The organism is Specibacter sp. BI4 (genome assembly GCF_056680095.1).
The window spans coordinates 4,356,210-4,380,347 of record NZ_CM155265.1 but is presented as its reverse complement, the minus strand read 5'-3'; the positions used below and the strand labels follow the sequence as shown (position 1 = coordinate 4,380,347).

Genomic DNA, 24,138 nt, shown 5'->3' with positions numbered 1-24,138 from the left:
CCATAGGCTTATGAGACTTAGCCTTGATCCACCGATCCGGTTTGGAGATTGTCTGAATCTCAGTTCTTGACGGTTTGGCGTTTTTGGGCAGCGGTGGGTGGCGGCCTCGCTGCCGGTGGTGTTCCACTTTTGGTTCCTTGGGTTGGGCCGGGTTCGGCTTGGTTGACGGGCTTTATGCGGCTTGTGGTGGTGCGTGGGTGGCGGTGAAGAGGTTCACCCACTCGGTTTTCCAGGGCCAGTGGTGGGGTAAGTGCAGCTGTTGGCGTCGTGCGCTGGAGGCTATTCGGGCCGGGACGTTAATGATCTTGCGGCGGATCGTGCCGGTCCTGGCCTTGGCGAAGTGGCCGGAAGCGAGGACCCCGGTGGTGCGGGTGAGGTTGTAAGCCATGACCGCTGCCACCAGCCATGCCGAGTTCGCCGCGAACTTGCCCGAGGGCAGATGGGCCAGTGCACTGTCTTTGAGATCTGCGTTGACCTGCTCGATTCGAGCATGTTTGCGATGAACCTTGTCGGCAGCAACCGCGTCAAGCTTGTCTTCGGCAATGGTGGTGAAAAAGGCATGGAACCGGTACGTGTCAAAGAGTGCCGGCTGCCCGGCTGTGGCTTTGGGGTTCAGCTCGGGGATGCGGCGCACGACCAGGCGCCCGGGGACCCGCTCGCTGCTCTTTCTGGAGGAAAACGCGGTGAACGGGATCTCCGCGACTTCAGCCACAGACACCCATGCTTGGGTGTCTTCGTCATAGATGGCGTTGGTGTACTTAATGGGCGTCCACGCATCCTGTGCGATCTCCGTGATCGCGCGTTTGACGGCCTTGTTCATCGGGACCGTGACCGTAACATCGGCCCCACCGGCCAACGCTGCACTGACGGAGGGGTAGCCGTAGTAGGCCGAATCAAAACGACACACCACCGGCCCCGGCGTCTTGGTTCGCTTGAGAGTGCCCAGTGCTTCCGTGACGAACTTGTTCGCACCGCGGGCGGAGTTCGCAGCCCCTTTCCGCAGGCGCTGGCCAATGATGACGGGGGCAGTGTCTTCCCGGGACGCGGTCGCCAACACGGCATTCAGGCCCCGGACCTTGGAATAGCCATAACCGGAACCCTGCTTCAAGTACCCATGAACTTCGACGATCGTGTCGTCAACATCAACAAAGACGAACTCGCCGTCCCCGGCCGGGGCACCGAACAAGGGTGCTTTCAGTGCCAGATTGACCAGAAACCGGGAGGCGACAGCATCGAGTTGTTTCACATGCCCGAACGTGAAGGAGCGCAGGAACGAGCCCAGCGTTGACGGGGCGTAGCAACCCTTGAAGGATTTCTTCATCCCGCCGTGGCGCAGCACGGCCATGTCATCAATGGAATCGGCCCCGGCAACCATGCCCGCCACCAGTGCAGCGACCTTCAACCCGGAGTTCGCTCCCTTGTCCGACGGGACCGTGAGCCACTCATCAGCCAGGGAATGCAGGCCCGCATCCTGGGCCAAACGCATCACCGGAACCAGTCCCGTGGACGACACAAGGTTCTCCTCATCAAAGGAAACTGACACGGCCGTGCGGGTATGGGAAACTAACATCTACGAGATGTCCTCTTTTAGGTATGAAAATTTGACTGTGGTAAGCCATATTTTCCCCTAAAAGACGGGCATTTCGTGTTTAAACCGCCGAGCAACCCCCAAAACCTATCGGTGGATCAAGGCTTAGGTCCGGAGTGTCCTCGCTGGAGCTTGACATCGTCCCCTGCCTGAAAGGTGAGTCCAATAGGGCACTGGAAGCTGCATGCAGTGAATCGCAGAGAACACGAGTGATCGGATGGACGAAGAAGCCCGGCGTCCAAGGAGTCTTTGCAAGACGGGGGAATTGACTGCGAGAAGTCGGGTCCAGTGGCAATAGGTGCCGCGACCGGTTTTTGGCATCGAGATGCCGGAATCCCTCGTCCGCTCGATGAAGCCAATTGGCGCCACTAAGCCAGTGAAGTTTCTGCTACCAAGGCTTCAACTAGTCGTGCAACTATATTGAGTTTAGAGTATGTCCGCCAGTAGCCATGAGTATCAATCGTGACTGACACGGTCGTCAAATAAGGCTGGAATATACTAGAAACCGAGCGTATTCGTCATGTTCTCTAGAGTCAGCAGTGGCACGTCTAGCTGTCCTCATCACGCTTATTGATCACTCGAGGTGGGCCATCGGGATCGACAGCACCACCTTCACCTACCCAGTCCGCGATCTCAGCTGCATCCTCGGCTGGTATGGGCCGCTTTAGATTGAATAGTGAAGCGATTTTTTCAGTGAACTTGGATATTTCTAAGTCCTTACCTCGTATGTTTCAGGGGGATGAGTGGAACGTTAACCGTCATTGACCTCGTTGAGGTTGAGCTGTGACCAGCGGCGTGTCTACCCCAGCAGGGCCAAACTTGAGAGCTCCACCAGGGGAACCCACTGGAGCTACCCGGCCGGGGAGCGTATCTGCGAAAAAGCTGACATTATCGTTTAAGTACTCAGACCATTCCGTTGGCAGATCATCTTCGTAATAGATCGCCTCGACCGGGCAAACAGGTTCGCACGCAGCGCAGTCAATGCACTCATCCGGTTGGATATAGAGGGCACGTTCCCCCTCGTAAATACAGTCCACCGGGCATTCGTCTACACAAGCACGGTCAACCACGTCGACGCACGGCTGTGCGATCACGTAAGTCACGGTTTGCACCTCTTAGCACTGAACTCAGAGACGTACACCAGGAAACTCTGGCGAGCAAGAAGATCGACAACTATCTATGGTTGTGGTCTCAACCATAGAACAAATCGCAATAGAGTACCCGTTCCGAGCCTACCTCCGCCGACCCAAGCTGCCTCAGAACGCCGCCATTTAGCGGCGAACTCCACACGTCGTGTGTCTCATAACCTAAGTGCCTCATAACCCATGCGTTACAAGACGCTACAAAATAGTCTGTGTTGCCGGTTTCATCGTTACAGGTCGGAGGCGGCCGTGTGATCTTGCCCGAGGGCTGCGGTGATTGCTTCGGGGGAAGGCAGAGTGGCTTGCTCATTGGCAGGAGAGCTTCGTAGGTGTAGGACGTGGCGGTCAGGGGTTGGGATGAACCGTCGAGCGCGTAGCGCACGGTGCGCTCATTCTTGGATCCGCACACGAGGATTCCGACAGTCGGGTCTTGCCGGGGCAGGCGGAATTTTTCAAGTCAAGCGGTACCAAGGTGAGTTAGGCAGCCGTTAGGCTGCTTGTTTTTCGGTGGTTTCCTTGGGTTCGTTAATCCATGTCGGCCCCGGTAGGGCCAGGATCTTGGGGTCGGTGCTCGTGCTGAATCGGTGGGGTTTTTGGCTCTGGACTCGGCCAGCGTCTGCGAACGTTTCCACGCAACCCCGTCAGAGAAGCCGTAGTGCACGTTGGCCGGAGTATGGAACCCTATTCCGGAGTGCTGATGTTGGTGGTTGCACCAGTCCACGAAGTTGTTAATGAAGGCACGCGCGTCGCCTAACGAGCCGAAGCGCTCAGGGAACGTCGGCCCATATTTCATCGTCTTAAAAAGGCTTTCCGAGTAGGGATTGTCGTTGCTCACCCGGGGCCTGGAATGGGAGCGGGTGACCTCCAAATCCGAGAGTAACGCAGCCACCGTCTTGGGCGTCATCGACGTCCCGCGGTCGGCATGCACCACCTGCGGGATGCCGTGGATACCGAAGATTTCCTTCATCATTTCCACGGCCAGGATTGCTGATTCGGTGGCGTGCGGGTGCGCCCCAACAACGAACCTCGAATGGATATCGATCATCAGATAGCAATCAAAATACTTGCCCTTGACCGGACCGGCCAGCTTGTTAATATCCCACGAGAGCACCTGACCTGGTGCCGTGGCCACCAGCTCCGGAATCGCCCGGGCCGGATGCTTGGCCAGTTTACGGCGTTCCTTAACCTGCGTATTCTCCTCCAGCACCCGGTAGAACGTGGAGACCGAGCCCAGGCAGATGCCGGCATCGAGCAGCTTCGCATAGACCTGCAGCGGTGCCAGGTCGACGAACTCTGGCGAGTTCAAAGCGGCCAGGATCTCTGCCCGCTCCGCGGTGCTGAGTTTGTTCGGTGGTTCCACCGGTTCGCAGTACTCCGGCATGGTTGGTTTGCGGTAGACCGCGGTGCGGGACAGCCCAAGTAGGGCCGCGGCCTGCCGCGTCGGAACGGCAACGTCAACCAGCTGCCCGTAGGCGGCCATCAACGCTTCTTGGACGTTGGATCGTCGTTCGTGTCCTCGGAGAGAGTCTCCTAGAACGCGTGTAGTTTTCCCATCACCCCAAGAGCTGCCTCGGATCGCTTCAACCGGCTCTCACTCACCTCCAACTGGCGGCGCAGACGAGCGATCTCTGCCTGCTCACCGGACAGCTTCCCGATCTTCTCGCCGGCTTCCTTTCCCTGCAGTACACCTGCATCGCGTAGCTTGCGCCATTCGGTCATCTGGGAGGAATGCAACCCCTGCTCCCGCAGGAACGCACCACCTTCGTGGCAGGCGCAGGCTTCCTCATACTGGGCCAACAATTCAAGTTTCTGCGCGGGGGTAAACGACCTACGAGGCGTCGGTCGACCGGCACGCGGTCCGGAACTACTCATAGATCCATCTTGGCGTACTTCAGCCAAAACTAGATTAGACATAACGATGGGTTTCCTGATTCTCGCCCTACGCGATCGAGCTGACTTGCTCTGTCACCGTGGTACCGCTCCAGCCTGACACGTAGGGGTTGGGCGAAGGCGTTCAATCGGGCATGACCAAAGAGGCCACAACTTCGCCGTCGTGGTTTCACAGCAAGTTATTGCCAAATGAGGTGGGCCGCGAACATTGGTGAGGTGGTCGTCGTCGAACATGGTGAAGGGCGCTGGTTAGGTGAATGCTCCGGCGTGAGCGAAGCGTCTGGATTTGAGGACTTGGGCTGTGCTGGCCATGAACTCGGCGCCGGCGGGGGAGCAGTCGATGTTGTCGGGCTCGTTGTTGTAGAAGCGAGGCCCGCTTCGGAAAGTGGTGTGCGGCCCAAGTACCGGGGTGTGCGCGACTGCGGAGGACTCGACTTCTGGACGTGTGTTGCAGTAGAAGGCCCTGAAAGCCTGCAGCAGGCGCCTTACCTGTCGCTCCGGCCAATTGACTGAGCAAGCCTTTTTCCAGCGGTATTCATGTGGTAGCCCATTGCAACGGCGGCCGCACTTGGATCGTGTTTCAGGAGGGCCTCGTAGACTCGGCGGTGCTCCTCGTATGCAAGCAGTGCTTCTCCCTCCTCTTGAAGTCTGCGTTCAACCCAAATTCGGAGCAGTGATCGGATGCTCTGCAGGAGGTCCAGCAGGACAACGTTCCCTGCACTCTTGGCTATCTGCACGTGGAATTGAACATCTGCTTCAATGAATTCTTCTAGATTGTGGAGGTTGGCCTTCATGGTTGCCAGATTGGTTTCCAGGAGGTCGAGCTCCTGGTCAGCGATGCGTTCGGCGGCGAGCTGAACTGCGAACACTTCCAGTTGTCCACGAACTTCGATCAACTCAAGTGTGCGCGGTTCTCCGAGCATCATTCCCCAGCTCAAAGTCTGAGGTAGGAGTTCTGAAGAGCTTCCGCGCAGATAAGTTCCGGAGCCAGGGCGAACATCCACGATGCCGAGGATCTCCAATGCCGCCAATGCTTCGCGCACGGCCGATCGGCCCACTTTCAACGTTGCGGACAGTTGGCGTTCTGAAGGCAGTCGGGTCCCGGGTTCGATGGCGCCGCTGGTGAAATAGTCGAGCAGTTTGGTGGCAACAGCAGTCACCACGCTGCCGCTGGGCAGACTCCCGAGAGCGCTGTTCATTTCGGCTGAGGCGTTGTTCGAGGAAGTCGGCATGATGTGCCCCATGTTATCAACTGAGACGGTTGGGAGATCCATCGACATAATTGGTCAACCGGTTGACAGGTGCGTTTGAATGGCCAATACTTGAAGCCAAATGGGGCCCTACGTGACTCCATGTGATCTCGACAACGCAGTTACGATCCAACAGAATGGAGTCAAAGTGGACACCGTCTCAACCACTGGGCGCGGCAACGCCGCCGTGGAGAAATCAGCCATCCGAAAGGTGGCCATTCGTTTGGTGCCCTTCGTGGCACTGATGTTCTTTATCAACTATCTGGACCGCACGGCGATCTCCTTCGCCGGCCCGAACGGCATGAACGATGACCTGGCGCTCACGGCAGCGCAGTTCGGCTTCGCCTCCGGAGTGTTCTTCATTGGCTACATCCTGCTCGAAATTCCGAGCAACCTCGCCCTGCACAAGTTCGGTGCGCGCAAGTGGCTCGCCCGCATCATGGTTAGTTGGGGCATTGTCTCGCTGCTGTTCGTTTGGGTAGGCAACGTCGAACAGCTTTATGCGCTCCGGTTCATCCTCGGTGTCGCAGAAGCCGGGTTCTTCCCAGGGGCGATCCTTTTCCTAAGCCTCTGGGTACCGGCGCGCCACCGCAGCAAGATTCTCGCGCTTTTCTACCTGGCCCAGCCGCTGACCACGGTGATCGGTGCACCCTTGGCTGGCGCCCTGATTCAGGCCCACGGACTCTTCGGCCTCGAAGGCTGGCGTGTCATGTTCCTCGGCGTATCGATCCCGGCGATCGTCATCGGAATCCTCGCCTGGTTCCTTCTTGCCGATAACCCGGCCAAGGCGAAATGGCTCACGAATGACGAGAAGACCTGGCTTACCGCCGAACTGGCCAAGGAGAAGTCCGCGACCGAATCAACACACAAGCACGCCAGCGTCCGCAGCGTGTTCACCAACGGTCGAGTCTGGATGCTGTCACTGATCTACTTCGGCTTCATCTACGGCCTGTATGCCCTGGGCTTCTTCCTCCCGACCATCATCGGTGGATTCGAAGAGCAGTACGGCACCAGCTTCGATGTCTTCCAAAAGGGCCTGATCACGGCGATCCCGTACCTGCCAGCCGCGTTCGCGCTGTACTTCTGGTCGAAGGACGCCACCAAACGCGGCCTGAAAACATGGCATATTGCAGTCCCGGCTCTTGTCGGTGCGGTGAGCATCCCCCTGGCGCTCTTCGCCGGGTCTCCCGCCGCGACGATCGCGGTCATCACCGTGACCGCCATGGCGATCTTTGCGGCTCTGCCGAACTTCTGGACCCTGCCGACACAGTTCCTCACCGGGGCTGCCGCTGCCGCAGGCGTCGCGTTGATCAACACCGTCGGAAACTTGGCCGGCTTTAGCGCCGGTTACATCACCGGTGCGCTCAAGGACGCGACTGGAGGCTACATCGTGCCACTGTTCGTCGTCGGCGGTTTCATGCTGCTCTCCGCAATTCTGATGGTCCTTCTCGCTCGCAAGAGCAAGGCAGGACCAGAGATCGCTTCGACTTCCAGCCCCGCCCTGGTTTCGGACTAGACCGTCTTGGCGGATGCCCGCGAGGGTACCCGCCCCGATTCATCTGTTTCACTCCCTGTTCCACCCGATCCATCTGGAGCCTGCCATCATGACCCTCCTTTTCAATGACCCGTCAGACTTCTCGGACGAACTTATCGAAGGATTTGCTGCCGCCAATCGCCGCTGGGTTCTCCCGGTTCCCGGCGGGGTGGTGCGCAGCACCCGCAGCGCCTCACCCACAGTCGCCGTCGTCACTGGTGGGGGCTCCGGCCACTACCCGGCCTTCGGCGGCCTCGTCGGACAGGGACTGGCACACGGTGCCGCGATGGGGAACCTCTTCGCATCACCGTCTGCCCAGCAGGTGTACTCGGTGGCCAAGGCCGCGAATCAGGGCCGCGGAGTGCTGCTCACTTACGGCAACTATGCTGGCGATGTTTTGCACTTCACCCAGGCCCAGGAACGGCTGATTGCGGACGGCATTCCCTGCCAGACAGTCGTCGTGACCGACGACATCGCGAGTGCGGCGCCCGAGGAAATGGCCAAGCGCCGGGGGATCGCCGGCGATCTGGCTGTTTTCAAGGCGGCTGCTGCGGCGGCTGAAGCAGGCTACTCCCTTGACGACGTCGTACGTGTTGCGCGGGAGGCAAACGCACGCACCCGATCATTTGGTGTGGCGTTCGGTGGGTGCACCCTGCCGGGTGCCTCGGAGCCGCTGTTTTCAGTGCCGAAGGGCCGCATGGCTCTCGGCCTCGGAATTCACGGCGAACCCGGCATCGGCGAGGCGGACGTTCCGACGGCCGACGGCCTGGCCGAACTCTTTGTCGAGAAGGTGCTTGCTGAAGTCCCCAAACAGGTTGATCAGATCCGTGGAAGCAGGGCCGCCGTCATCCTCAACGGCCTGGGATCGATCAAATACGAGGAGCTGTTCGTCGTCTATCGCCGCATCGCCCAGCTGCTCGACGAAGCCGGCATCGAGATTGTCGACCCCGAAGTTGGAGAGCTGGTCACCAGCTTCGACATGGCCGGCGCCTCCTTCACTTTGTTCTGGCTCAACGAAGAACTCAACGGCTTCTGGCAGGCGCCCGCCGATGCCCCCGGATTTCGAAAAGGATCAGTCCAGCCCGCGCAGCGCATCACGGCCAGCGATGTCGTTGACGACGTCGCCGTGGCCATTCCGGACGCATCTGCCGCGTCACAAGATGCGGGCCGAACGGTATTTACGATCGTCGAAGCCATCAGCAACGTCATTGATGAGCACGCCGGGGAACTCGGACGCATTGACGCCGTCGCCGGAGATGGCGACCACGGCATTGGCATGCAACGCGGAGCACGGGCAGCCACGGCGGCAGCCCTGGAAGCGATCCAGCTTGGCGCTGGCGCCGGCACCGTGCTGATCCGTGCATCCGATGCCTGGGCACACCGGGCCGGCGGCACCTCCGGTGCGCTCTGGGGAGTCGCCCTACGCGCTATCGGCAGCGAGATCGGTGACGAGCTGGCCCCGAATGCCCACTCCGTCGCCGCGGGTGCACAGGCAGCTACGAACGGCATCATGTCGTTTGGCAAGGCGGAGCTCGGGGACAAAACCATGGTCGACGTGCTTGTGCCATTTGCCGAAACCCTCAGTCGGGAAGTCGACGCCGGAACCGGTCTGCGGCAGTCGTGGGCTGCTGCCGCAGACGTAGCAACAACGGCCGCCGACGCAACCGCTGCACTGCTGCCCCGAATGGGGAGGGCCAGGCCGCACGCCGAAAAAAGCCTGGGCACCGTCGATGCCGGTGCACTGTCGCTCGCCCTCATTACTCAGACAGTGGGCACCATACTGGCCGCCCTTCCCTCCACCGCACAGCCCGGATCCACCCAAACCAGCAAGGAGACCACACGATGAGCAATACCCTTCGAATCGTTATTGGTTCAGATGATGCCGGCTTCGATTACAAGCAGGTGCTGAAGGCCGACCTGATGGCCAGCGGCCTCGTGTCGTCGGTCACCGATGTCGGGGTTGGCGCTGACGGACACACCGCGTATCCACGCGTCGCCATCGCCGCAGCCGAACTCGTCGCATCCGGCCAGGCAGACCGAGCCCTGCTCTTCTGCGGCACCGGCCTCGGCGTGGCCATCGCCGCAAACAAGGTCGACGGCATTCGCGCAGTCACTGCCCACGACAGCTTTTCAGTGGAACGCTCCGTCCTGAGCAACAATGCACAGGTGCTGACCATGGGACAGCGAGTCATCGGCATTGAATTGGCACGCCGCCTTGTTCGGGAGTGGCTCAGCTACCGGTTCGATGAGGCAAGCGCCTCCGCTGACAAGGTCAAGGTCCTCTCGGACTACGAACTCACGGGAAGCTGCTGAGAGCCATGACTGTCCAACCCGAACAGGCCGGGCTCGCCATCGGCGTCAGCTTGAAAATGTACTTCGGCCACCAGCAGACCCTCGAATGGGTCAGCCGGATCGCGAAGGTGGCTGCGAGTCATCCAGCCGTCACCGAGGGGGCAGCTGACTTGTTCATCGTGCCGGGATTCACTTCCCTGGCTGCTTCGGTAGAACTGTTGTCACCCACCAGGGCCCGGGTGGGCGCCCAAGACCTGTTCTGGGAGGACAACGGCGCATACACCGGCGAGGTGAGCGGGAGCGAGCTCACCGAGATCGGCTGCGAGCTGGTTGAGATCGGCCATGCTGAGCGGCGCAGGATCTTTGGTGAGACAGACGCCGTCGTCGCAGCCAAAACCCACGCCGCCTACCGCAACGGCCTCACACCGCTCCTCTGCATCGGCGAACTCACTAAACAAAAACCACACGCTGCGGCAGCAGAGTGCGTGCGCCAACTCGATGCGGCACTGGCGGACAGCCGCATGGCCGGCCCGACCGGACCAGTCCTGCTGGCCTACGAACCGCAGTGGGCGATCGGTGCTGCGGAACCGGCCGACCCCAGCTACATCATCGAGGTCGCAAGCCACCTCCGCACCGCGCTAGGTGCCGACGTCGAACTGGCCGGCAGCCGGGTAATCTACGGCGGCAGTGCCGGCCCCGGACTGCTCAGCCAGATCGGCCATGCGGTGGACGGACTCTTCCTCGGACGATTTGCCCATGATCCGGCCGCGCTCGAATCGATCCTTGACGAAGCCCTCGCCCTCTCGAAAGGAGTAGCCAAATGATCGGCCTCAGCACCTACGCGTTCTTCTGGCAGCACTCCATTGACGCCCCGAAACCACTGGACCTCGCCGGAATGCTTCGCCGCACCAAGGAGCACAATGTACGCCTGTTCCAGATCTGCGACTACGGACCATTGGAACACATGGAAGATTCCGAACTGGTGGATATTCGTGCACTCTCCGATGGACTCGGGATCACCTTGGAACTGGGCACCCGGGGGATCTCCGGGGGCCATCTGGCGAACTACCTGCGCATTGCCGAAATACTTAACGTGAAACTGGTGCGTTCCATGCTCAACACGACCTTCCACCAGCCGACGCAGGACGAAGCCACGGAATTGCTGGCCGCAGCCCTCCCCGCATACGAACAGGCCGGGGTCACAATCGCACTGGAAACCTACGAACAGGTCAGCACCAGCGACCTGGTCGAACTGGTCCAGAAGGTGGGCAGCCCAAATCTTGGAATCTGCCTCGACCCGGCCAACACCGTCGCCCGGCTGGAACATCCGCGAGGGGTCATTGATGTGGCTGCACCCCACGTCGTGAACATCCACGTCAAGGACTTCACATTCAGCCGCAAGGACGGCTGGGTCGGGTTCAGCCTTGTGGGCGCTCCCATGGGTGAAGGGATGCTGCCGTACGACTACATGATCGAACAGGTCCGTCCCGACGAACACGGCATAAACCAGGTCATCGAACACTGGCTGCCCATGCTGGACACCATCGAAGAAACAATCCAGACCGAAAAGGCCTGGACAGAACACAACTTGAACTACCTTAGGAGCAAATAATCATGACTGCTGTATTGACTGAAAACCTCACCATCGCGATCATCGGTGCGGGCGGAAAAATGGGCATGCGCGTGTCCAACAACCTGGTAAAGACCGACCACACCGCCTACTACGTGGAGAACTCACCTGCAGGCCAAGAGCGCGTGACCGCAACGGGCCGCAGTCTCACGGATACAGCTGTCGCCGTCGCAGACGCCGACGTCGTTGTGCTGGCCGTCCCGGACCTCGCCCTCGCAAGTGTCTCCGCATCAGTGGTCCCGCAGCTCAAGATCGGAGCGGTACTGCTCACCCTCGACCCGGCTGCCGCCTATGCGGGACTCCTTGCAAAGCGCGACGACATCGTATTCGCCGTCGCCCACCCGTGCCACCCGTCAATCTTCCTGCAGCGCCACACTGCGGAAGAGTATGCGGACACCTTCGGCGGCATCGCAGCACCCCAGGACGTCATCGCAGCCGTCGAAACCGACGACAACAGCAAGAAACAGATAGCCGAGACAGCCATCCGGGTGATCTATGCACCCGTCATCGACGTGCACTGGGTAACTGTCAAGCAACTCGCACAGCTTGAGCCGACCCTGGTAGAGACGATTGCCTGCATGATCGGCAGCCTTCTCAAGGAATCCCTCCACGAAGCAGTACACACCATGGGGGTTCCGGAACCCGCGGCCCGCGCCATCCTGCTCGGCCACACCCAGGTCGCACTGGCAAACTCACTGAACGGCGACAACCCGTTCAGTGAAGCCTGCCTGATCGCGATGGACTACGGCCGCGAATCCATCATCAAGGAAGACTGGAAAAAGATCTTCCTCGACGACGAGCTCGACATAGTGCTCTCCCGCATGCTGCACCTGGACGAAATCAAGCGCTAGTCCCCCCGAGGTTATCGAGAAGAAGGCGCCTTGAGCTGATGGCCGGAAGGCACATGCTCACGGCGTCTTCTTCTGTGTCCACCGATGGGGATTTCAGTACTTGTATTGTGCTGGCCATGAGTCAGACGCCGGCAGGGGAGTAAGCGACGTTCTCGCGCTCGCAGCCGTCGAGGAGCTCTGCGCCCGTCAAGTTCTTGAGACGTTGATTGATTTTTCTTGCTACGCTGCTGCCTGTTCGATCTGATTCTGGTACTCGACCACGGCTCGTGCCGGCGGCCGCCCCAAGTTGTAGGTGTGGGGGCGGAGTCGGTTGTACCAAGACTCGATGTAGTCCATGACCGCAATGCGGGTTTCCCGTGGTTATGTCGTCATGGTGGCGAACATGAGGGCCATGATGGTGGCGGCGAGTGCTTCGAGTCCGTGTTCTAGGCGGGTGGATAGTTTGGGGGTTGGGTGTTTGTGGTGGGTGGTTTTCGTGGTCCGGGAACGTAGTAGAAGGATGATGAATACTATTGCGGCGGTTCCGAAGAACACTGTGAGGGGGATGGCGAGCTCGGGTGAGTGACTCATTGTTGCTGTGGGCGTGTTGGGGATGGGGGTTGCCATTGCGTGGTGGTTGTGGGACGTGGCGATTGCGTCTGTGGGGGCGGTTTGATAGCCGTTGGTGGTGATTTGGCCCATCATGGCGATCATGAGGGCGGCACCGGCCATCGTGAGGCTGTGGTAGACGCATTTGAGGCGGCCGTGGCTGGCTGCGCAGAGCGTTTTGAGCTCGGGCCGGGCGATTGCTTGAAGGATGAACCACCAGGCAGCGCCGGTGAGCACTGCGATTTGAGCCAGCATGATCGTTGATCCGAGGTGCCACAACATGGCTGCCATCAGGACGTGCATGAGGGCGTGGAGGGTGTTGTTGATCTGCTCGGTGAGTTGGCGTGATCTGGTGGCTTGCAGGATCTGGTAGCCGCTGCTTAGCCTTGATCCACCGATAGGTTTTGGGGGTTGCTCGGCGGTTTAAACACGAAATGCCCGTCTTTTAGGGGAAAATATGGCTTACCACAGTCAAATTTTCATACCTAAAAGAGGACATCTCGTAGATGTTAGTTTCCCATACCCGCACGGCCGTGTCAGTTTCCTTTGATGAGGAGAACCTTGTGTCGTCCACGGGACTGGTTCCGGTGATGCGTTTGGCCCAGGATGCGGGCCTGCATTCCCTGGCTGATGAGTGGCTCACGGTCCCGTCGGACAAGGGAGCGAACTCCGGGTTGAAGGTCGCTGCACTGGTGGCGGGCATGGTTGCCGGGGCCGATTCCATTGATGACATGGCCGTGCTGCGCCACGGCGGGATGAAGAAATCCTTCAAGGGTTGCTACGCCCCGTCAACGCTGGGCTCGTTCCTGCGCTCCTTCACGTTCGGGCATGTGAAACAACTCGATGCTGTCGCCTCCCGGTTTCTGGTCAATCTGGCACTGAAAGCACCCTTGTTCGGTGCCCCGGCCGGGGACGGCGAGTTCGTCTTTGTTGATGTTGACGACACGATCGTCGAAGTTCATGGGTACTTGAAGCAGGGTTCCGGTTATGGCTATTCCAAGGTCCGGGGCCTGAATGCCGTGTTGGCGACCGCGTCCCGGGAAGACACTGCCCCCGTCATCATTGGCCAGCGCCTGCGGAAAGGGGCTGCGAACTCCGCCCGCGGTGCGAACAAGTTCGTCACGGAAGCACTGGGCACTCTCAAGCGAACCAAGACGCCGGGGCCGGTGGTGTGTCGTTTTGATTCGGCCTACTACGGCTACCCCTCCGTCAGTGCAGCGTTGGCCGGTGGGGCCGATGTTACGGTCACGGTCCCGATGAACAAGGCCGTCAAACGCGCGATCACGGAGATCGCACAGGATGCGTGGACGCCCATTAAGTACACCAACGCCATCTATGACGAAGACACCCAAGCATGGGTGTCTGTGGCTGAAGTCGCGGAGATCCCGTTCACCGCGTTTTCCTCCAGAAAGAGCAGCGAGCGGGTCCCCGGGCGCCTGGTCGTGCGCCGCATCCCCGAGCTGAACCCCAAAGCCACAGCCGGGCAGCCGGCACTCTTTGACACGTACCGGTTCCATGCCTTTTTCACCACCATTGCCGAAGACAAGCTTGACGCGGTTGCTGCCGACAAGGTTCATCGCAAACATGCTCGAATCGAGCAGGTCAACGCAGATCTCAAAGACAGTGCACTGGCCCATCTGCCCTCGGGCAAGTTCGCGGCGAACTCGGCATGGCTGGTGGCAGCGGTCATGGCTTACAACCTCACCCGCACCACCGGGGTCCTCGCTTCCGGCCACTTCGCCAAGGCCAGGACCGGCACGATCCGCCGCAAGATCATTAACGTCCCGGCCCGAATAGCCTCCAGCGCACGACGCCAACAGCTGCACTTACCCCACCACTGGCCCTGGAAAACCGAGTGGGTGAACCTCTTCACCGCCACCCACGCACCACCACAAGCCGCATAAAGCCCGTCAACCAAGCCGAACCCGGCCCAACCCAAGGAACCAAAAGTGGAACACCACCGGCAGCGAGGCCGCCACCCACCGCTGCCCAAAAACGCCAAACCGTCAAGAACTGAGATTCAGACAATCTCCAAACCGGATCGGTGGATCAAGGCTTAGTAGCAGGGCGGTCGTGAGGATCCAGGTTATTGCGGGGGTATTGAACATTTCGATCACGCCCTCACTACTGGTTGTGGGTTTGATTTAGGGACTGGTTCGGTCCCCGATGCGGCTGCCGACAGCATTGGCATCGGGGACCACCAGTGTGGAACTATTCCTTCTTCACTTCACTTCACTTCAGTTCGTTTGTTAGTTCTGGGTGCAGCAGTGTGTGGTGGTGGTGGTTTCGGTGGTGGTGGTGGTTTCCGAGCTGGGCAGGTTCAGGGTTGGGTTCTGGTCGAAGAAGCCGTGGGGTTCGAGCATGAAGCCGATGTTCTGGCGGGGCATGACGGGCCAGTCTTCGAGGCGGACGACGTGGTGCATGCCGAAGGTGTACCAGACCACGAGGTCTTCATCGACGATGTTTCGGTCTGCGCTGGTCCATGCGGGAAGGCCGTCATCGCCGCCGGTGCTCTGGTTCGGGAATTCCCCGGCCGCGAAGCGTTCGCTCCGGTTGTAAGGGGTGACCCAGAGATTGTTGCGGGCAAATTGTGCGCGTTGGCTCACGTATGACTGGTCGCCAGCGGCCAGGGTGATGCCGTTGGTGGGGATGAGGCGGTAGGCGACCGGTTCGTTCACGACGTTCTTGCTGTCGTGGTTGACGACCTTCCAGAAGCGGTGTTTGGACACGTCCGCCTTGCGGATTGCTGCTTGTTCGGTTTCCAGAAGCCGATCGACCGCACGGAAAGCGGTGTGGGTGGGGTTGTCTTCGGGGATTTCCATGTCGACTTCGTAGACGGCGTTGCGCGGACCGTCGACCTCGAAGTCCATCCTGACGTTGAACATGTGCTGGTGGATGGGCCCGTAGAGTCCTTCGTTGTTCAGTGCCTGCCCGTACGGGGTTTTCTCTCCCGGGTGCTGGGCTGCCGTGGAAAGGATTCCGGTGGCCTTGACCAGGAACTCGATGCTCCCGTCAAGGTAGAGGTGCCAGTAGAAGCCGTATTCGTAGTTGGCAACGGTGGCGATGAAGGAGATCACGAGCTTGCGGCTGCGTCGGACTTCAGCAGTGCCCTCGCGGAAGTCGAAGTGTTTCCACATGATGCTGTCGTCTTCTTCGTGCATGCAGATGGCATTGGCGATGGTCATCGGGTTGCCGTGGCTGTCAGTGGTGATGCCGTCGAAGTACTTGATCTCGCCCAGGCAGTCGCAGCCGAGCTTGAGGGAATTGGCCATGTTGCCGATATTGTATTCCCCGGAATCGAAGGCGTTTTTCTTCGCCTGCACAGGAGCCGGGTCGCCATAGGGGACGACCATCTCCGACAATGACGCCCTGTTGATAACGGGCCGGTCGGTGTCCTTGTCACGGAAACGCAGCTGGTGAAGGACGAGGCCTTCCCTGGGGGTGAAACCAACACGGAAGGACCAGTCGGCCCACCGGACATGGTTTCCCGTGACCTCGAAGGAAGGACCCTCGGGCTGGGTGATGGCAATCGGCTTCAGGTCCGTGCGGGCCGGCCCGACGTACTCGGGCAGGTAGTTCCCGCTGGCACTGGGTACCGGGATGGACTCGTTGTCCTCGACCTTAACAACCTCCCCGGAGCTGAGGTCGTAGAAGACAACGAAGTTCTCGATCGGGTGCGCATAGGGACTGTCGGTAGGATTGTCGCGGACGAAAACCAGTGCGCGCATCAAACGCCGCCCCTGGGCGTCTTCTCCGAAATAACCGACCGACCAAGGCTCAAAGCAGACAAGATCCAGATCGGTCAGGCCTCGCTTGGCGAGGGCCTCAATGACGTTCGGATCCTGCCGGCAGGCGTCCTCACACTCGGCAAACTCATCCAACATAAACGGCGGCTGAACACCCGAAGCCAACTGCGTCCACCCCGTAACAATGCCAGCATCAAGATCAACAACGGCCTCGTACGCGTTTCCCGCGCCACGATCAACCAAGACCGCGTCAGCCTCACGCACCGTTTCACTGCCAGACCTCAACAACTCCTTAGACGGCTCACGCAACTCAACGCTAATAAAACGGAACGACTCCGCAGCAGCCTGGCCAGCCTTCAAAAGCGCGACCGCCCGAGAAATCTCGGCACGGGAAAGCGGATCCAAAGGATGCGCTACCCCTACAACAGAGTGAACTTCAGTATTGATAGACATATTATTCTCCTTGATTCTTCATTCAGGATGAGGGACCATGCGGCTGGGACGTTGAGGTGTTACGTGAGAGGGGCAGGAACAGGTGGAGCGGGGGCTGTGCCGGTTAGTAGCCAATCGGATGCTGCTTTGCGGTAGCGGATGATGCCTTTGTATTCGGCCATATCTTCCGGAAGTTCTGCCAGAACGTGGCCTAGGCGTTCGCGCCAGGGGGGTACTTGGGCGATGTCGGTGAGGGGCAGGAGGTAGGTTCGGACTAGGAATAGCACGGCTCCGGTGTGTGGGAGGCAGATCATGTGTTGTACTTCCACCCGCAGATGGAGCCTGTTGGGGAGGTCGGGGTCTGTTGTTATGGTGCTGCGGTCTTGGGCCCAGTCTGGGTAGGTCTCGGTGGAGGTGTCCAGGCGCCGGTCTACGGTCATTGTCCAGTTGGTTCTTCGGTATTCTTCCCCGGGTTGCAGCCGTAGGAGGAATTGGTGGGCCCGGTTGATGACGGGTTCTGTTTGAACTCGGGGGACGGGGGTGTGGACTTCCATGAATTTCATGCCTACGTCGAATCCGAAGGACCAGTCGGCGGCGAAGGTGACAAGTCCTGCGTCGAGCCAGAGAGTTTCTTCGCGGGGGTCAAGAAAAACGATGTCGTCCTGGATTTGGCTGCCTAGGAACTGCAGAGGGCCCATGGGGAGTGATTTGTCGTCGCCGATGGTGAATTCCAGATCCAGGTTCTGCAGGGTGTTGGTCCAGCGGCAGTTATTTCCGTTTCGGTGGTAGGACATTGTGCCCGGGTGGTCTTGGGCCATGGCGGGCAGCAGAGTCGTGATTGCGTCCCAGACGGCGAGTCGCATGTGGGGGAGGACCTGTGTGCGTGAGGGGTCCTTCTCCAGCACTACGGCGCGTTCCTGTAGGTCTGGAAGGTAGTGTTCGTCGATGTCTATCAGGCAGGACCCCCAGGAGCCGGCCACTGTCTGCACTGTTTTGCGGGAGGGCTCGACATTGGTGCTGTAGCGGTAGCTGTCGGCGGAAAACGGAAAGGGAAAGTGTTTGATCCGTTCCGGGAGGACAGTGGTGTCCATGTCTTTGTCAGTGATGGTGGTACTCAAAGGTCCAACTCCAATTCATCATCCAGGCTGCGTGAGACGCAGCACGTCATGGTGGTGTTTTCGGCCTTTTCCTGGTCGCTTAGGTAAAGATCCCGGTGCTGTGGTCTCCCGCGAAGTACCGGGAGGGTGCATTCCCCGCAGATGCCTTTTCGGCACATGTTGGGGATGTTTTTGCCCGCTTTTTCGAGAGTTTCCAGCAAGGAAACTCCGGCCGGAACTTCCAATTTGATGCCACTGCGGGCCAGGTTGACTGTGAATGGTTCGCCATCGTCCAGCTCGGCTGCGCCAAAGGCTTCTGAATGCAACCGGGTCGTTGGCCATCCAAGCTCCTTCGCTTGGTCCATGACTGTATCCATGAAGACGAGCGGCCCGCAGACGTAGAGGTGTGTTCCGAGTGGCTGGGTTGTTAGCTTTTCTTTCAGTGCTTTCTGGAAACTGACCCGATCGCCGCATTCTGTCAGAGCGGGTCCCAGCAACTCCTTTGCTTCGGTTACGTGGGCTCCGGCACCAGGTCGGTGTACGTAGATCAGGTCCGTTGCCGTGCCCGATTCGGCAGCGGAGCGGGCGTGTGAAAGAACTGGGGTGATCCCGATTCCTGCCGCGACCAGCAGGAAATGCGTAGCCATGGCTGTTGGGGCAAAGGCGCTGCGGGGACGCGAAACATGTATACGGTCTCCGATGCTGAGCCGGTGCATGGCAAGGGAGCCGCCGGCACCGTCTTCGACTTGGAGGACCGAGACGGTGTATTCGGAAGGAGCCGCGCCTGAACCGGTCAGTGAGTATGCGTTGGCGCCCGTCCCGTATTGCACCACGAGATGGCTCCCCGGTACATAGGCAGGAAGCAGCGCCCCTGACGGGTCAGCGAAGGTGATGCTCATAATGGAATCGGTCTGAAGATGAACGTTTGTCACCTCCAGCTGAAGGCCATCCTTTACCGCAGGGTGGACCTCGGCCTGGAGTGTTGTCGCTGTCATGCTGCCTCCTCGGCATGAGCGGCATATCCCAGGTATGCGCTCTTTCGGCGGGAAAAATGGTCAGTGATCGCTAGGATGGTGACGCATCCTTGGCATTCCAACTCGGAACCGATCGGCTCAACGGTTGAGTTGGTCGTGCGGCAATGCGCACAGAAGACGCTGCGAAAATCGGATCCGTCGCTCACGAGCGTCACTTCCTCTTCGACCAGCCCACAATCCGCGGCAACAGCCGCCGCCGCATTGATGTCGGTGGTGGGACCTATGAGTACGAGACGGACGCCTACACAGGCCTGCTCTATTACGGATCTAAGTTGGGAGAGGGTCGCCGGGTTGGCATAATCGAAGTGAATGGCGTGCCTCCGCTGACTACCGTTGTCGTAGTACGCCGTGAGGGAATCGGCTTTTCCAAACGACACACAGATGAGGCCACGGAAACCTGGCTCACAGTGTGTGCCAGCTGGCACAGTCATGGATGCGGGACGCATGGGAGGGTCTTAGGCTGACATGGAGCCGTGGGCGGTGAAGAACCCCAGGCCGTAGTCGGGGGTTTCAAAGGTGATTTCTGATCCCTTGGGGAAGAACAGGACATCTCGTTCCTTGGCGTGTGTTACTTCCCCTGTAACCCGGTCGGTGAGGATGAATTCACCCTTGATGACGACCTTCATCTCATCGCATTCGTACGTGTACACCAAGGGCTCGGAGGCCTTCAGCTCGAAGAATCCGGAACTCATGACCGACCCTGCAGGGTGGGTGAGGGAATCGCCGATTACGGCGTCGACTCCGGGGACGTTCATGGACGGCAGTCCGATAAAGCCGTTTTCTACCTTGTGGATGGATCCGGCCTTGGTCAGTGTTCCTAGTGTTGTGGTTTCCATGATTTTCTCCTATAAATAGAGTCTTGAAAGTATGATTGATCGTTGGATGCATGAGGAACTATGCCGAAGATCAGGCAGGAACCCTTCGCTTGGGGCTCCGGAAGTGATCGCCCGCCAGCCCATCAGCCCCCCATTTCTATGGGCCAGCCGGGTTCTGCTGCGAACCCTGCCATTGTGATGCGAGTCACGTGCGTTTCTTCCTGACTGCAAAGCTACGCCGAATAATTCATATAGTCCAGTCTTTTTAAAAACAAATGTCATTAAGTTCCATTAATTTCTTCGTCGGCAAGACAGCCCTGAGTATCGGAGGACTGTCAGCTGGAACTTGGAAAAGTTCGGACGCTGTATGTTTGATTGGCCGGCAGGGGCAGCGAGTTGAACATCCGCGGTAACGACGGAGCACGCCTTCCGTCTCGCCAAGACCGGTCACAAAGAGGCGTCTCGATCTGCCACGGGACCATCATGACCGGCCATCACCGCCGGCTTCTCCGAGCATCTGGCCACTGCCAGCCGACGATGATCGCCGGGCATATCTGCGCTCATGGCTTTCAAGCCACAGAAATTCAGGGCTGAGCCATACACCAGGCATCAGGACCCACATTGTTGCCTGTCAGTATCCGGGCCGGGCACCGTGCCCAAATCAGACACTCAGCTTGCCTGTCGCGTTCAACACCCAGGGAGGCGCCGTCATTTCCAGCATTCACCGACGGCACCGGGCCCTCCCGTTCAAACTGCACTTGAACTGGATCAATACCGAGGCCACGGGGTATTTGGACGTGCACCTTCCTGCGAAAATTACAGCACGCACAAGAGTCCTCCGAGCGTGAAACGGCTTGAATCCCATCCCCGCTTCCACATGCATTCCCCCGATGTACTCGTCATGGGTCAACCAGGTCGAGGGGTTCCTTGCCTACGTCACCACAGCTCTCATTTTCAGGACTCAGGCCACCGCGCCGTTCAATCGTTGGACTCCGACATCCACAAATGGGGCAAGGAATGGAACGAGAGACCGAAGCCATTCATCTGGACCAAGATCGCGGAAAAAATCCTTGAATCCCTCAAGCGACCTCTACAACGAACTACCGGCGCAGGACACTAGCCCAGGGTCTCGGGTGGCATGACAACACTCGAAGCCCTGGTGCTGGTCCGGCAACCCCGACCTCTGCTGGGACATCCGATATCGGCGCATACCAGCGAAAACGGCAGCGTCGTTGTCGGTCCAGACCGAGACGCCACCTGTATTGGCGTGACGGCGCAAACCCGTAGCGGTTGGGCTTGCACGGTGAGGGGCACTTCTCCGCTTTTACGCGCCTCTGCCAAATAGGTTCTTACTTGCGGATGTGGGTGCCAGACGCCTGATAGGTCAGGACGAATCTAATGCTGGAATGTATCGTAAGGATGGAAGACTGACCAATATTTATCATCAGTGGAACGAGTGCGACAAAGCCAGTGGTGATGGCGTCTAGCGTCTCAAGGCCGCGGGAAAACAAGTGTTAGCCATGAACCGCGTGGGCATCGAGATATTCACATTCCCACCAAGTCGGATCCCTGTTTACTTCAGCAGCTCCGAAGCTAGGTTGTGTAGACCAATGAGAGTCCCAAGTGGGGAATGTCCAGGGCCAGTTGATGCAGGTCTGGAGATCCAGGTTTGATCCGCTCGCCAACCAAGTACATCCCGGAGTTGCCGAGAACGACGCGGTTGCTGGCATTGACGAGAGCGGCATCGCTGGCGATGCCGCTCAGATTAGGCATGATGAGAGGGTCCAAGTCTTTGACCCGAATGTCGCATCCCGCCACCCCCGCAAAGTTTCCACAGACGGAAAACGGCGACGCGAACGTAAGGACGTATTCCTCGAAACCGAGATAGTCCACATATGGGCCCCAAATGGTGTGTTCACCTGTGGTGGCCGCAGTTGAGAAGAACGGCAGCTTTTCGTAATCGTAATATCGCTGACTGCCTGGAGTCAGGTCAAAGTCGAGCCTGCCGATGGCGCCGGATTTCTTACGGGACCACCATTCCACCGTTCGGCTACCTTCTTCAACAGAATCCGCAGCGAAGAATGCCCCGGCGCCGACAGCAAAAGTGTTCCTCGTCAGGAAATCCCGTGCTAACCCGTCCAAACCGACCAGTGCAGTCTTATCAACCTTGGACTTGCCGTGGAGGTTTTCTTCAAGCCTCGCGGAAACGTTTCTGGAGAGTTTGTCGATCTCGGTGGAAACTCCGCTAAGCCACGAAGTGAGGGCATTGGCAGCATGGACGACTTCAGCAGCGGGGCTCATTGGCGGGTCTTCCCGGTTGGTGGCGAATCGTGGTTCGGGTAGTGGCAGGACAGGGGCTCGTTGCCTGCGCCGAAAATGGAGAGGTCTAACATTTTCCCAGTTCAGGAATCACGAGCTGTGATCCAGCTTACTGAGCCATCCTCGTATTCGACCACGTTACTCTTCAATTTGATAGATCTGTTTTTCATCTCTGCCGTGTGTTACTGCCGTGAATGACATCGACGCCGCCGACGTCCGGTCACGGTCACCTGAGGCTTCAGGCGGCGTGCCTGAGCTGCATTCCTGATGCCTTCGTGCCGAAACCAGTGGGTTCGTGACGCCCTTGTCTCCGGCATGTGAGGTTTCTGTGGCGTGGACGTATGCGTTACGACTGGAAAGCTCTTTGTGACTCCTCCGGCGCAGGTGCCGGGAATCGCGCGGTTCACTTCACGGTTGAAGGACACACGGCGAGGATGCAGTGATCTCCTCCGGCCATAAGGCATTGGGAACTGACAACCACCACTACGGCTCCGAACTGCAAATTCAAGAACGAAGTGAGTCCTAGCCCTAGGTCAGTGCCGCAGCCATGTCGAAAATTTACCGTCCAAGGGTTACGGTGCTGAAGAAGTGGTCCGAGAGCCAAACTCTGTTGGGCGACACGGGTGACCACCGCCAAAGTCGAGGCAGCAACACCATGATCGAAACCACAAGAAGCATGATCCGCGAGTTCCGCATATCAACCAAGTACTGAAAACATGTCCTGTTGAGACGTGCTGCCCGGACGGTGACATGAAATGGTCTTATCGAGTAGGTATCAACGACGAAAAGCGAACAGCCTCATTGGCCATCTCGAACTGCTTGGGTGTAACCGAGGGTGAGTTTCGTGTCGATGAGATGGAAGATGTTTCGCCTGATGTGCTCCAGCACCAGGCTTTGTGCCCTATCGGGTTGGTCGTGGGCCACTGCCCGGACCAATTCCAAATGTTCACCGGTTGCCGATTCCGGGTCAAATGCCAGCGTGAGGGGGGCCCAAAGCTGTTGGACGGATTCTTCTTGAAGCCGAATTTCGGCAGCGGTAAGCCTGGGCGATTGCGCCGATACCGCTAACTCGATGTGGAAGCGGCTGTCAGCAGAAGCACGCACTTCGGCGGTCGTTGCCAGAACCAACGCTCGCGCAAGATCTTGAAGACGGTCGAGGTTGTGTGCTTCAGCGCGTTCACAGGCCAGTCGGACTGTCGCGGCCGATATAGCCGAATGTTCGTCTCCGAGGTCGCGTATTTCCGAAATGGATGTCGTGAGAAACCAATCCCGCATGGTGTCGGTTTGAGGCTGAGGCTGGTTGACGACAAAGGTTCCCCCGCTGCGACCTCTGCGAGTCTCGACGACGCCCCGCTCACGCAGCGCCCCCAAGGCTTCGCGAAGTGTCGCGCCGCCAACCCCAAACATGTCCGACAGTGCAGCTTCGGGGGGCAGGCGTTCCCCTACGCCGAGCAGCCCAAGGGCGATGGCCTTGCTAATTCTTTCGACGATCGCATCGGCCCTTTCAATTTCGGGCAAGGGCCGATAGATTTGCGATTGGAATGGGGTCGGTGAGGCCAAGAGTCTTCGCTCCGAAAAATGGACTATGGGTTGTGTTAATACTAAGCCGTCCGGGCAGTATTTAGAGGATTTGACTGATACAGAGGGTCTATTCAAACAAAACCTTCAATACTCCGAGTTTCAACCCGACCCATTTTCAGCTTCAAGACCGGGAAGGCCCGCGTCATGGCCGACTCCGCGCGGCAGCCTGTCTACGTGCAGGGATCGTTCCAGTCACCCGTCCCACTCTGATGACTAACCACGAGATTTCATGGCGGTGTGACCTGACTTCGTAATTCAAGCCTGAAGGATGCCTCTGACGCGGGTAAATGTAGTTACCGCACCACATTTTCTGGACACATCAGGAGCACCCCCTGCAGATGAACCACTT

At 58.9% G+C, this 24,138-nt stretch carries 18 protein-coding genes and 1 pseudogene; 7 read left to right on the top strand and 12 right to left on the bottom strand.

The window, feature by feature from the left end; genetic code table 11:
* Positions 1 to 172: 172 nt before the first annotated feature.
* The 4 genes and pseudogenes from AC1L6K_RS19780 to AC1L6K_RS19765 all read right to left on the bottom strand — a co-directional run bounded on the left by AC1L6K_RS19780 (position 173) and on the right by AC1L6K_RS19765 (position 5,894).
* Positions 173 to 1,570 carry an IS1380 family transposase gene (locus AC1L6K_RS19780; RefSeq protein ID WP_480949419.1) on the bottom strand — a complete coding sequence of 466 codons (1,398 nt, stop codon included), beginning with the start codon at positions 1,568 to 1,570 and terminating at the stop codon, positions 173 to 175.
* 776 nt (positions 1,571 to 2,346) lie between these two features.
* On the bottom strand, positions 2,347 to 2,691 hold the full coding sequence (fdxA, locus tag AC1L6K_RS19775; RefSeq protein ID WP_480950529.1) for a ferredoxin: 345 nt from the start codon (positions 2,689 to 2,691) through the stop codon (positions 2,347 to 2,349).
* Positions 2,692 to 3,218: 527 nt separating this feature from the next.
* A pseudogene (locus tag AC1L6K_RS19770) lies at positions 3,219 to 4,602 on the bottom strand (DDE-type integrase/transposase/recombinase).
* Positions 4,603 to 5,105: 503 nt separating this feature from the next.
* The gene (locus AC1L6K_RS19765; protein WP_480950528.1) at positions 5,106 to 5,894 is read right to left on the bottom strand and encodes a FadR/GntR family transcriptional regulator; all 789 of its coding nucleotides are present in this window, start codon (positions 5,892 to 5,894) and stop codon (positions 5,106 to 5,108) included.
* A gap of 220 nt (positions 5,895 to 6,114) precedes the next feature.
* Between AC1L6K_RS19765 and AC1L6K_RS19760 the strand changes: the two genes are divergently transcribed.
* The 6 genes from AC1L6K_RS19760 (at position 6,115) to AC1L6K_RS19735 (ending at position 12,177) form a co-directional block, all read left to right on the top strand.
* Positions 6,115 to 7,386 (top strand): MFS transporter, encoded by a 1,272-nt coding sequence (locus AC1L6K_RS19760; RefSeq protein ID WP_480952832.1) that lies wholly within the window; start codon positions 6,115 to 6,117, stop codon positions 7,384 to 7,386.
* An 88-nt stretch (positions 7,387 to 7,474) separates the two neighbouring features.
* Positions 7,475 to 9,250 carry a dihydroxyacetone kinase family protein gene (locus AC1L6K_RS19755; protein ID WP_480950527.1) on the top strand — a complete coding sequence of 592 codons (1,776 nt, stop codon included), beginning with the start codon at positions 7,475 to 7,477 and terminating at the stop codon, positions 9,248 to 9,250.
* Positions 9,247 to 9,717, top strand: coding sequence for a ribose-5-phosphate isomerase (locus AC1L6K_RS19750; protein ID WP_480950526.1), 471 nt, complete (start codon positions 9,247 to 9,249; stop codon positions 9,715 to 9,717). The genes AC1L6K_RS19755 and AC1L6K_RS19750 overlap by 4 nt, the downstream gene beginning before the upstream one ends.
* Before the next feature lie 5 nt (positions 9,718 to 9,722).
* On the top strand, positions 9,723 to 10,520 hold the full coding sequence (locus tag AC1L6K_RS19745) for a triose-phosphate isomerase family protein (protein ID WP_480950525.1): 798 nt from the start codon (positions 9,723 to 9,725) through the stop codon (positions 10,518 to 10,520).
* On the top strand, positions 10,517 to 11,308 hold the full coding sequence (locus AC1L6K_RS19740) for a sugar phosphate isomerase/epimerase family protein (protein ID WP_480950524.1): 792 nt from the start codon (positions 10,517 to 10,519) through the stop codon (positions 11,306 to 11,308). Before AC1L6K_RS19745 ends, AC1L6K_RS19740 begins: the two co-directional genes overlap by 4 nt.
* A gap of 2 nt (positions 11,309 to 11,310) precedes the next feature.
* The gene (locus tag AC1L6K_RS19735) at positions 11,311 to 12,177 is read left to right on the top strand and encodes a phosphogluconate dehydrogenase C-terminal domain-containing protein (protein WP_480950523.1); all 867 of its coding nucleotides are present in this window, start codon (positions 11,311 to 11,313) and stop codon (positions 12,175 to 12,177) included.
* A 360-nt stretch (positions 12,178 to 12,537) separates the two neighbouring features.
* On the opposite strand, the gene AC1L6K_RS19730 is transcribed toward AC1L6K_RS19735, so the two are convergent.
* On the bottom strand, positions 12,538 to 13,092 hold the full coding sequence (locus AC1L6K_RS19730) for a DUF5134 domain-containing protein (RefSeq protein ID WP_480952831.1): 555 nt from the start codon (positions 13,090 to 13,092) through the stop codon (positions 12,538 to 12,540).
* Positions 13,093 to 13,271: 179 nt separating this feature from the next.
* Here AC1L6K_RS19730 and AC1L6K_RS19725 point away from each other — a divergent pair, with 179 nt between their 5' ends.
* Positions 13,272 to 14,669: an IS1380 family transposase gene (locus AC1L6K_RS19725; protein ID WP_480949419.1), complete on the top strand. Its 1,398-nt coding sequence runs from the start codon at positions 13,272 to 13,274 to the stop codon at positions 14,667 to 14,669.
* 345 nt (positions 14,670 to 15,014) lie between these two features.
* On the opposite strand, the gene AC1L6K_RS19720 is transcribed toward AC1L6K_RS19725, so the two are convergent.
* The 7 genes from AC1L6K_RS19720 to AC1L6K_RS19690 all read right to left on the bottom strand — a co-directional run bounded on the left by AC1L6K_RS19720 (position 15,015) and on the right by AC1L6K_RS19690 (position 23,726).
* A complete protein-coding gene (locus AC1L6K_RS19720) occupies positions 15,015 to 16,964 on the bottom strand; it encodes a primary-amine oxidase (protein WP_480950487.1) in 1,950 nt (649 codons plus the stop codon).
* Positions 16,965 to 17,023: 59 nt separating this feature from the next.
* A complete protein-coding gene (locus AC1L6K_RS19715; RefSeq protein WP_480950522.1) occupies positions 17,024 to 18,061 on the bottom strand; it encodes a heme-dependent oxidative N-demethylase family protein in 1,038 nt (345 codons plus the stop codon).
* Positions 18,058 to 19,035: a PDR/VanB family oxidoreductase gene (locus AC1L6K_RS19710; protein ID WP_480950521.1), complete on the bottom strand. Its 978-nt coding sequence runs from the start codon at positions 19,033 to 19,035 to the stop codon at positions 18,058 to 18,060. Before AC1L6K_RS19710 ends, AC1L6K_RS19715 begins: the two co-directional genes overlap by 4 nt.
* Positions 19,032 to 19,451 carry a dimethylamine monooxygenase subunit DmmA family protein gene (locus AC1L6K_RS19705; protein WP_480950520.1) on the bottom strand — a complete coding sequence of 140 codons (420 nt, stop codon included), beginning with the start codon at positions 19,449 to 19,451 and terminating at the stop codon, positions 19,032 to 19,034. The genes AC1L6K_RS19710 and AC1L6K_RS19705 overlap by 4 nt, the downstream gene beginning before the upstream one ends.
* Before the next feature lie 78 nt (positions 19,452 to 19,529).
* Complete coding sequence (locus AC1L6K_RS19700) at positions 19,530 to 19,910, bottom strand: cupin domain-containing protein (RefSeq protein ID WP_480950515.1); 381 nt, start codon at positions 19,908 to 19,910, stop codon at positions 19,530 to 19,532.
* Positions 19,911 to 21,482: 1,572 nt separating this feature from the next.
* Positions 21,483 to 22,190, bottom strand: a complete 708-nt coding sequence (locus tag AC1L6K_RS19695) for a cache domain-containing protein (RefSeq protein ID WP_480950519.1) — start codon at positions 22,188 to 22,190, stop codon at positions 21,483 to 21,485.
* An 816-nt stretch (positions 22,191 to 23,006) separates the two neighbouring features.
* The gene (locus AC1L6K_RS19690) at positions 23,007 to 23,726 is read right to left on the bottom strand and encodes a FadR/GntR family transcriptional regulator (protein ID WP_480950518.1); all 720 of its coding nucleotides are present in this window, start codon (positions 23,724 to 23,726) and stop codon (positions 23,007 to 23,009) included.
* Positions 23,727 to 24,138: the final 412 nt, after the last annotated feature.

Excerpts from the sequence above, each read along its gene's own strand:
- AC1L6K_RS19780 (WP_480949419.1), bottom strand. The coding sequence starts at position 1,570 with ATGTTAGTTTCCCATACCCGCACGGCCGTGTCAGTTTCCTTTGATGAG.
- AC1L6K_RS19765 (WP_480950528.1), bottom strand. The coding sequence starts at position 5,894 with ATGGATCTCCCAACCGTCTCAGTTGATAACATGGGGCACATCATGCCG.
- AC1L6K_RS19760 (WP_480952832.1), top strand. The coding sequence starts at position 6,115 with ATGTTCTTTATCAACTATCTGGACCGCACGGCGATCTCCTTCGCCGGC.
- AC1L6K_RS19755 (WP_480950527.1), top strand. The coding sequence starts at position 7,475 with ATGACCCTCCTTTTCAATGACCCGTCAGACTTCTCGGACGAACTTATC.
- AC1L6K_RS19750 (WP_480950526.1), top strand. The coding sequence starts at position 9,247 with ATGAGCAATACCCTTCGAATCGTTATTGGTTCAGATGATGCCGGCTTC.
- AC1L6K_RS19745 (WP_480950525.1), top strand. The coding sequence starts at position 9,723 with ATGACTGTCCAACCCGAACAGGCCGGGCTCGCCATCGGCGTCAGCTTG.
- AC1L6K_RS19740 (WP_480950524.1), top strand. The coding sequence starts at position 10,517 with ATGATCGGCCTCAGCACCTACGCGTTCTTCTGGCAGCACTCCATTGAC.
- AC1L6K_RS19735 (WP_480950523.1), top strand. The coding sequence starts at position 11,311 with ATGACTGCTGTATTGACTGAAAACCTCACCATCGCGATCATCGGTGCG.
- AC1L6K_RS19725 (WP_480949419.1), top strand. The coding sequence starts at position 13,272 with ATGTTAGTTTCCCATACCCGCACGGCCGTGTCAGTTTCCTTTGATGAG.
- AC1L6K_RS19720 (WP_480950487.1), bottom strand. The coding sequence starts at position 16,964 with ATGTCTATCAATACTGAAGTTCACTCTGTTGTAGGGGTAGCGCATCCT.
- AC1L6K_RS19710 (WP_480950521.1), bottom strand. The coding sequence starts at position 19,035 with ATGACAGCGACAACACTCCAGGCCGAGGTCCACCCTGCGGTAAAGGAT.
- AC1L6K_RS19700 (WP_480950515.1), bottom strand. The coding sequence starts at position 19,910 with ATGGAAACCACAACACTAGGAACACTGACCAAGGCCGGATCCATCCAC.
- AC1L6K_RS19695 (WP_480950519.1), bottom strand. The coding sequence starts at position 22,190 with ATGAGCCCCGCTGCTGAAGTCGTCCATGCTGCCAATGCCCTCACTTCG.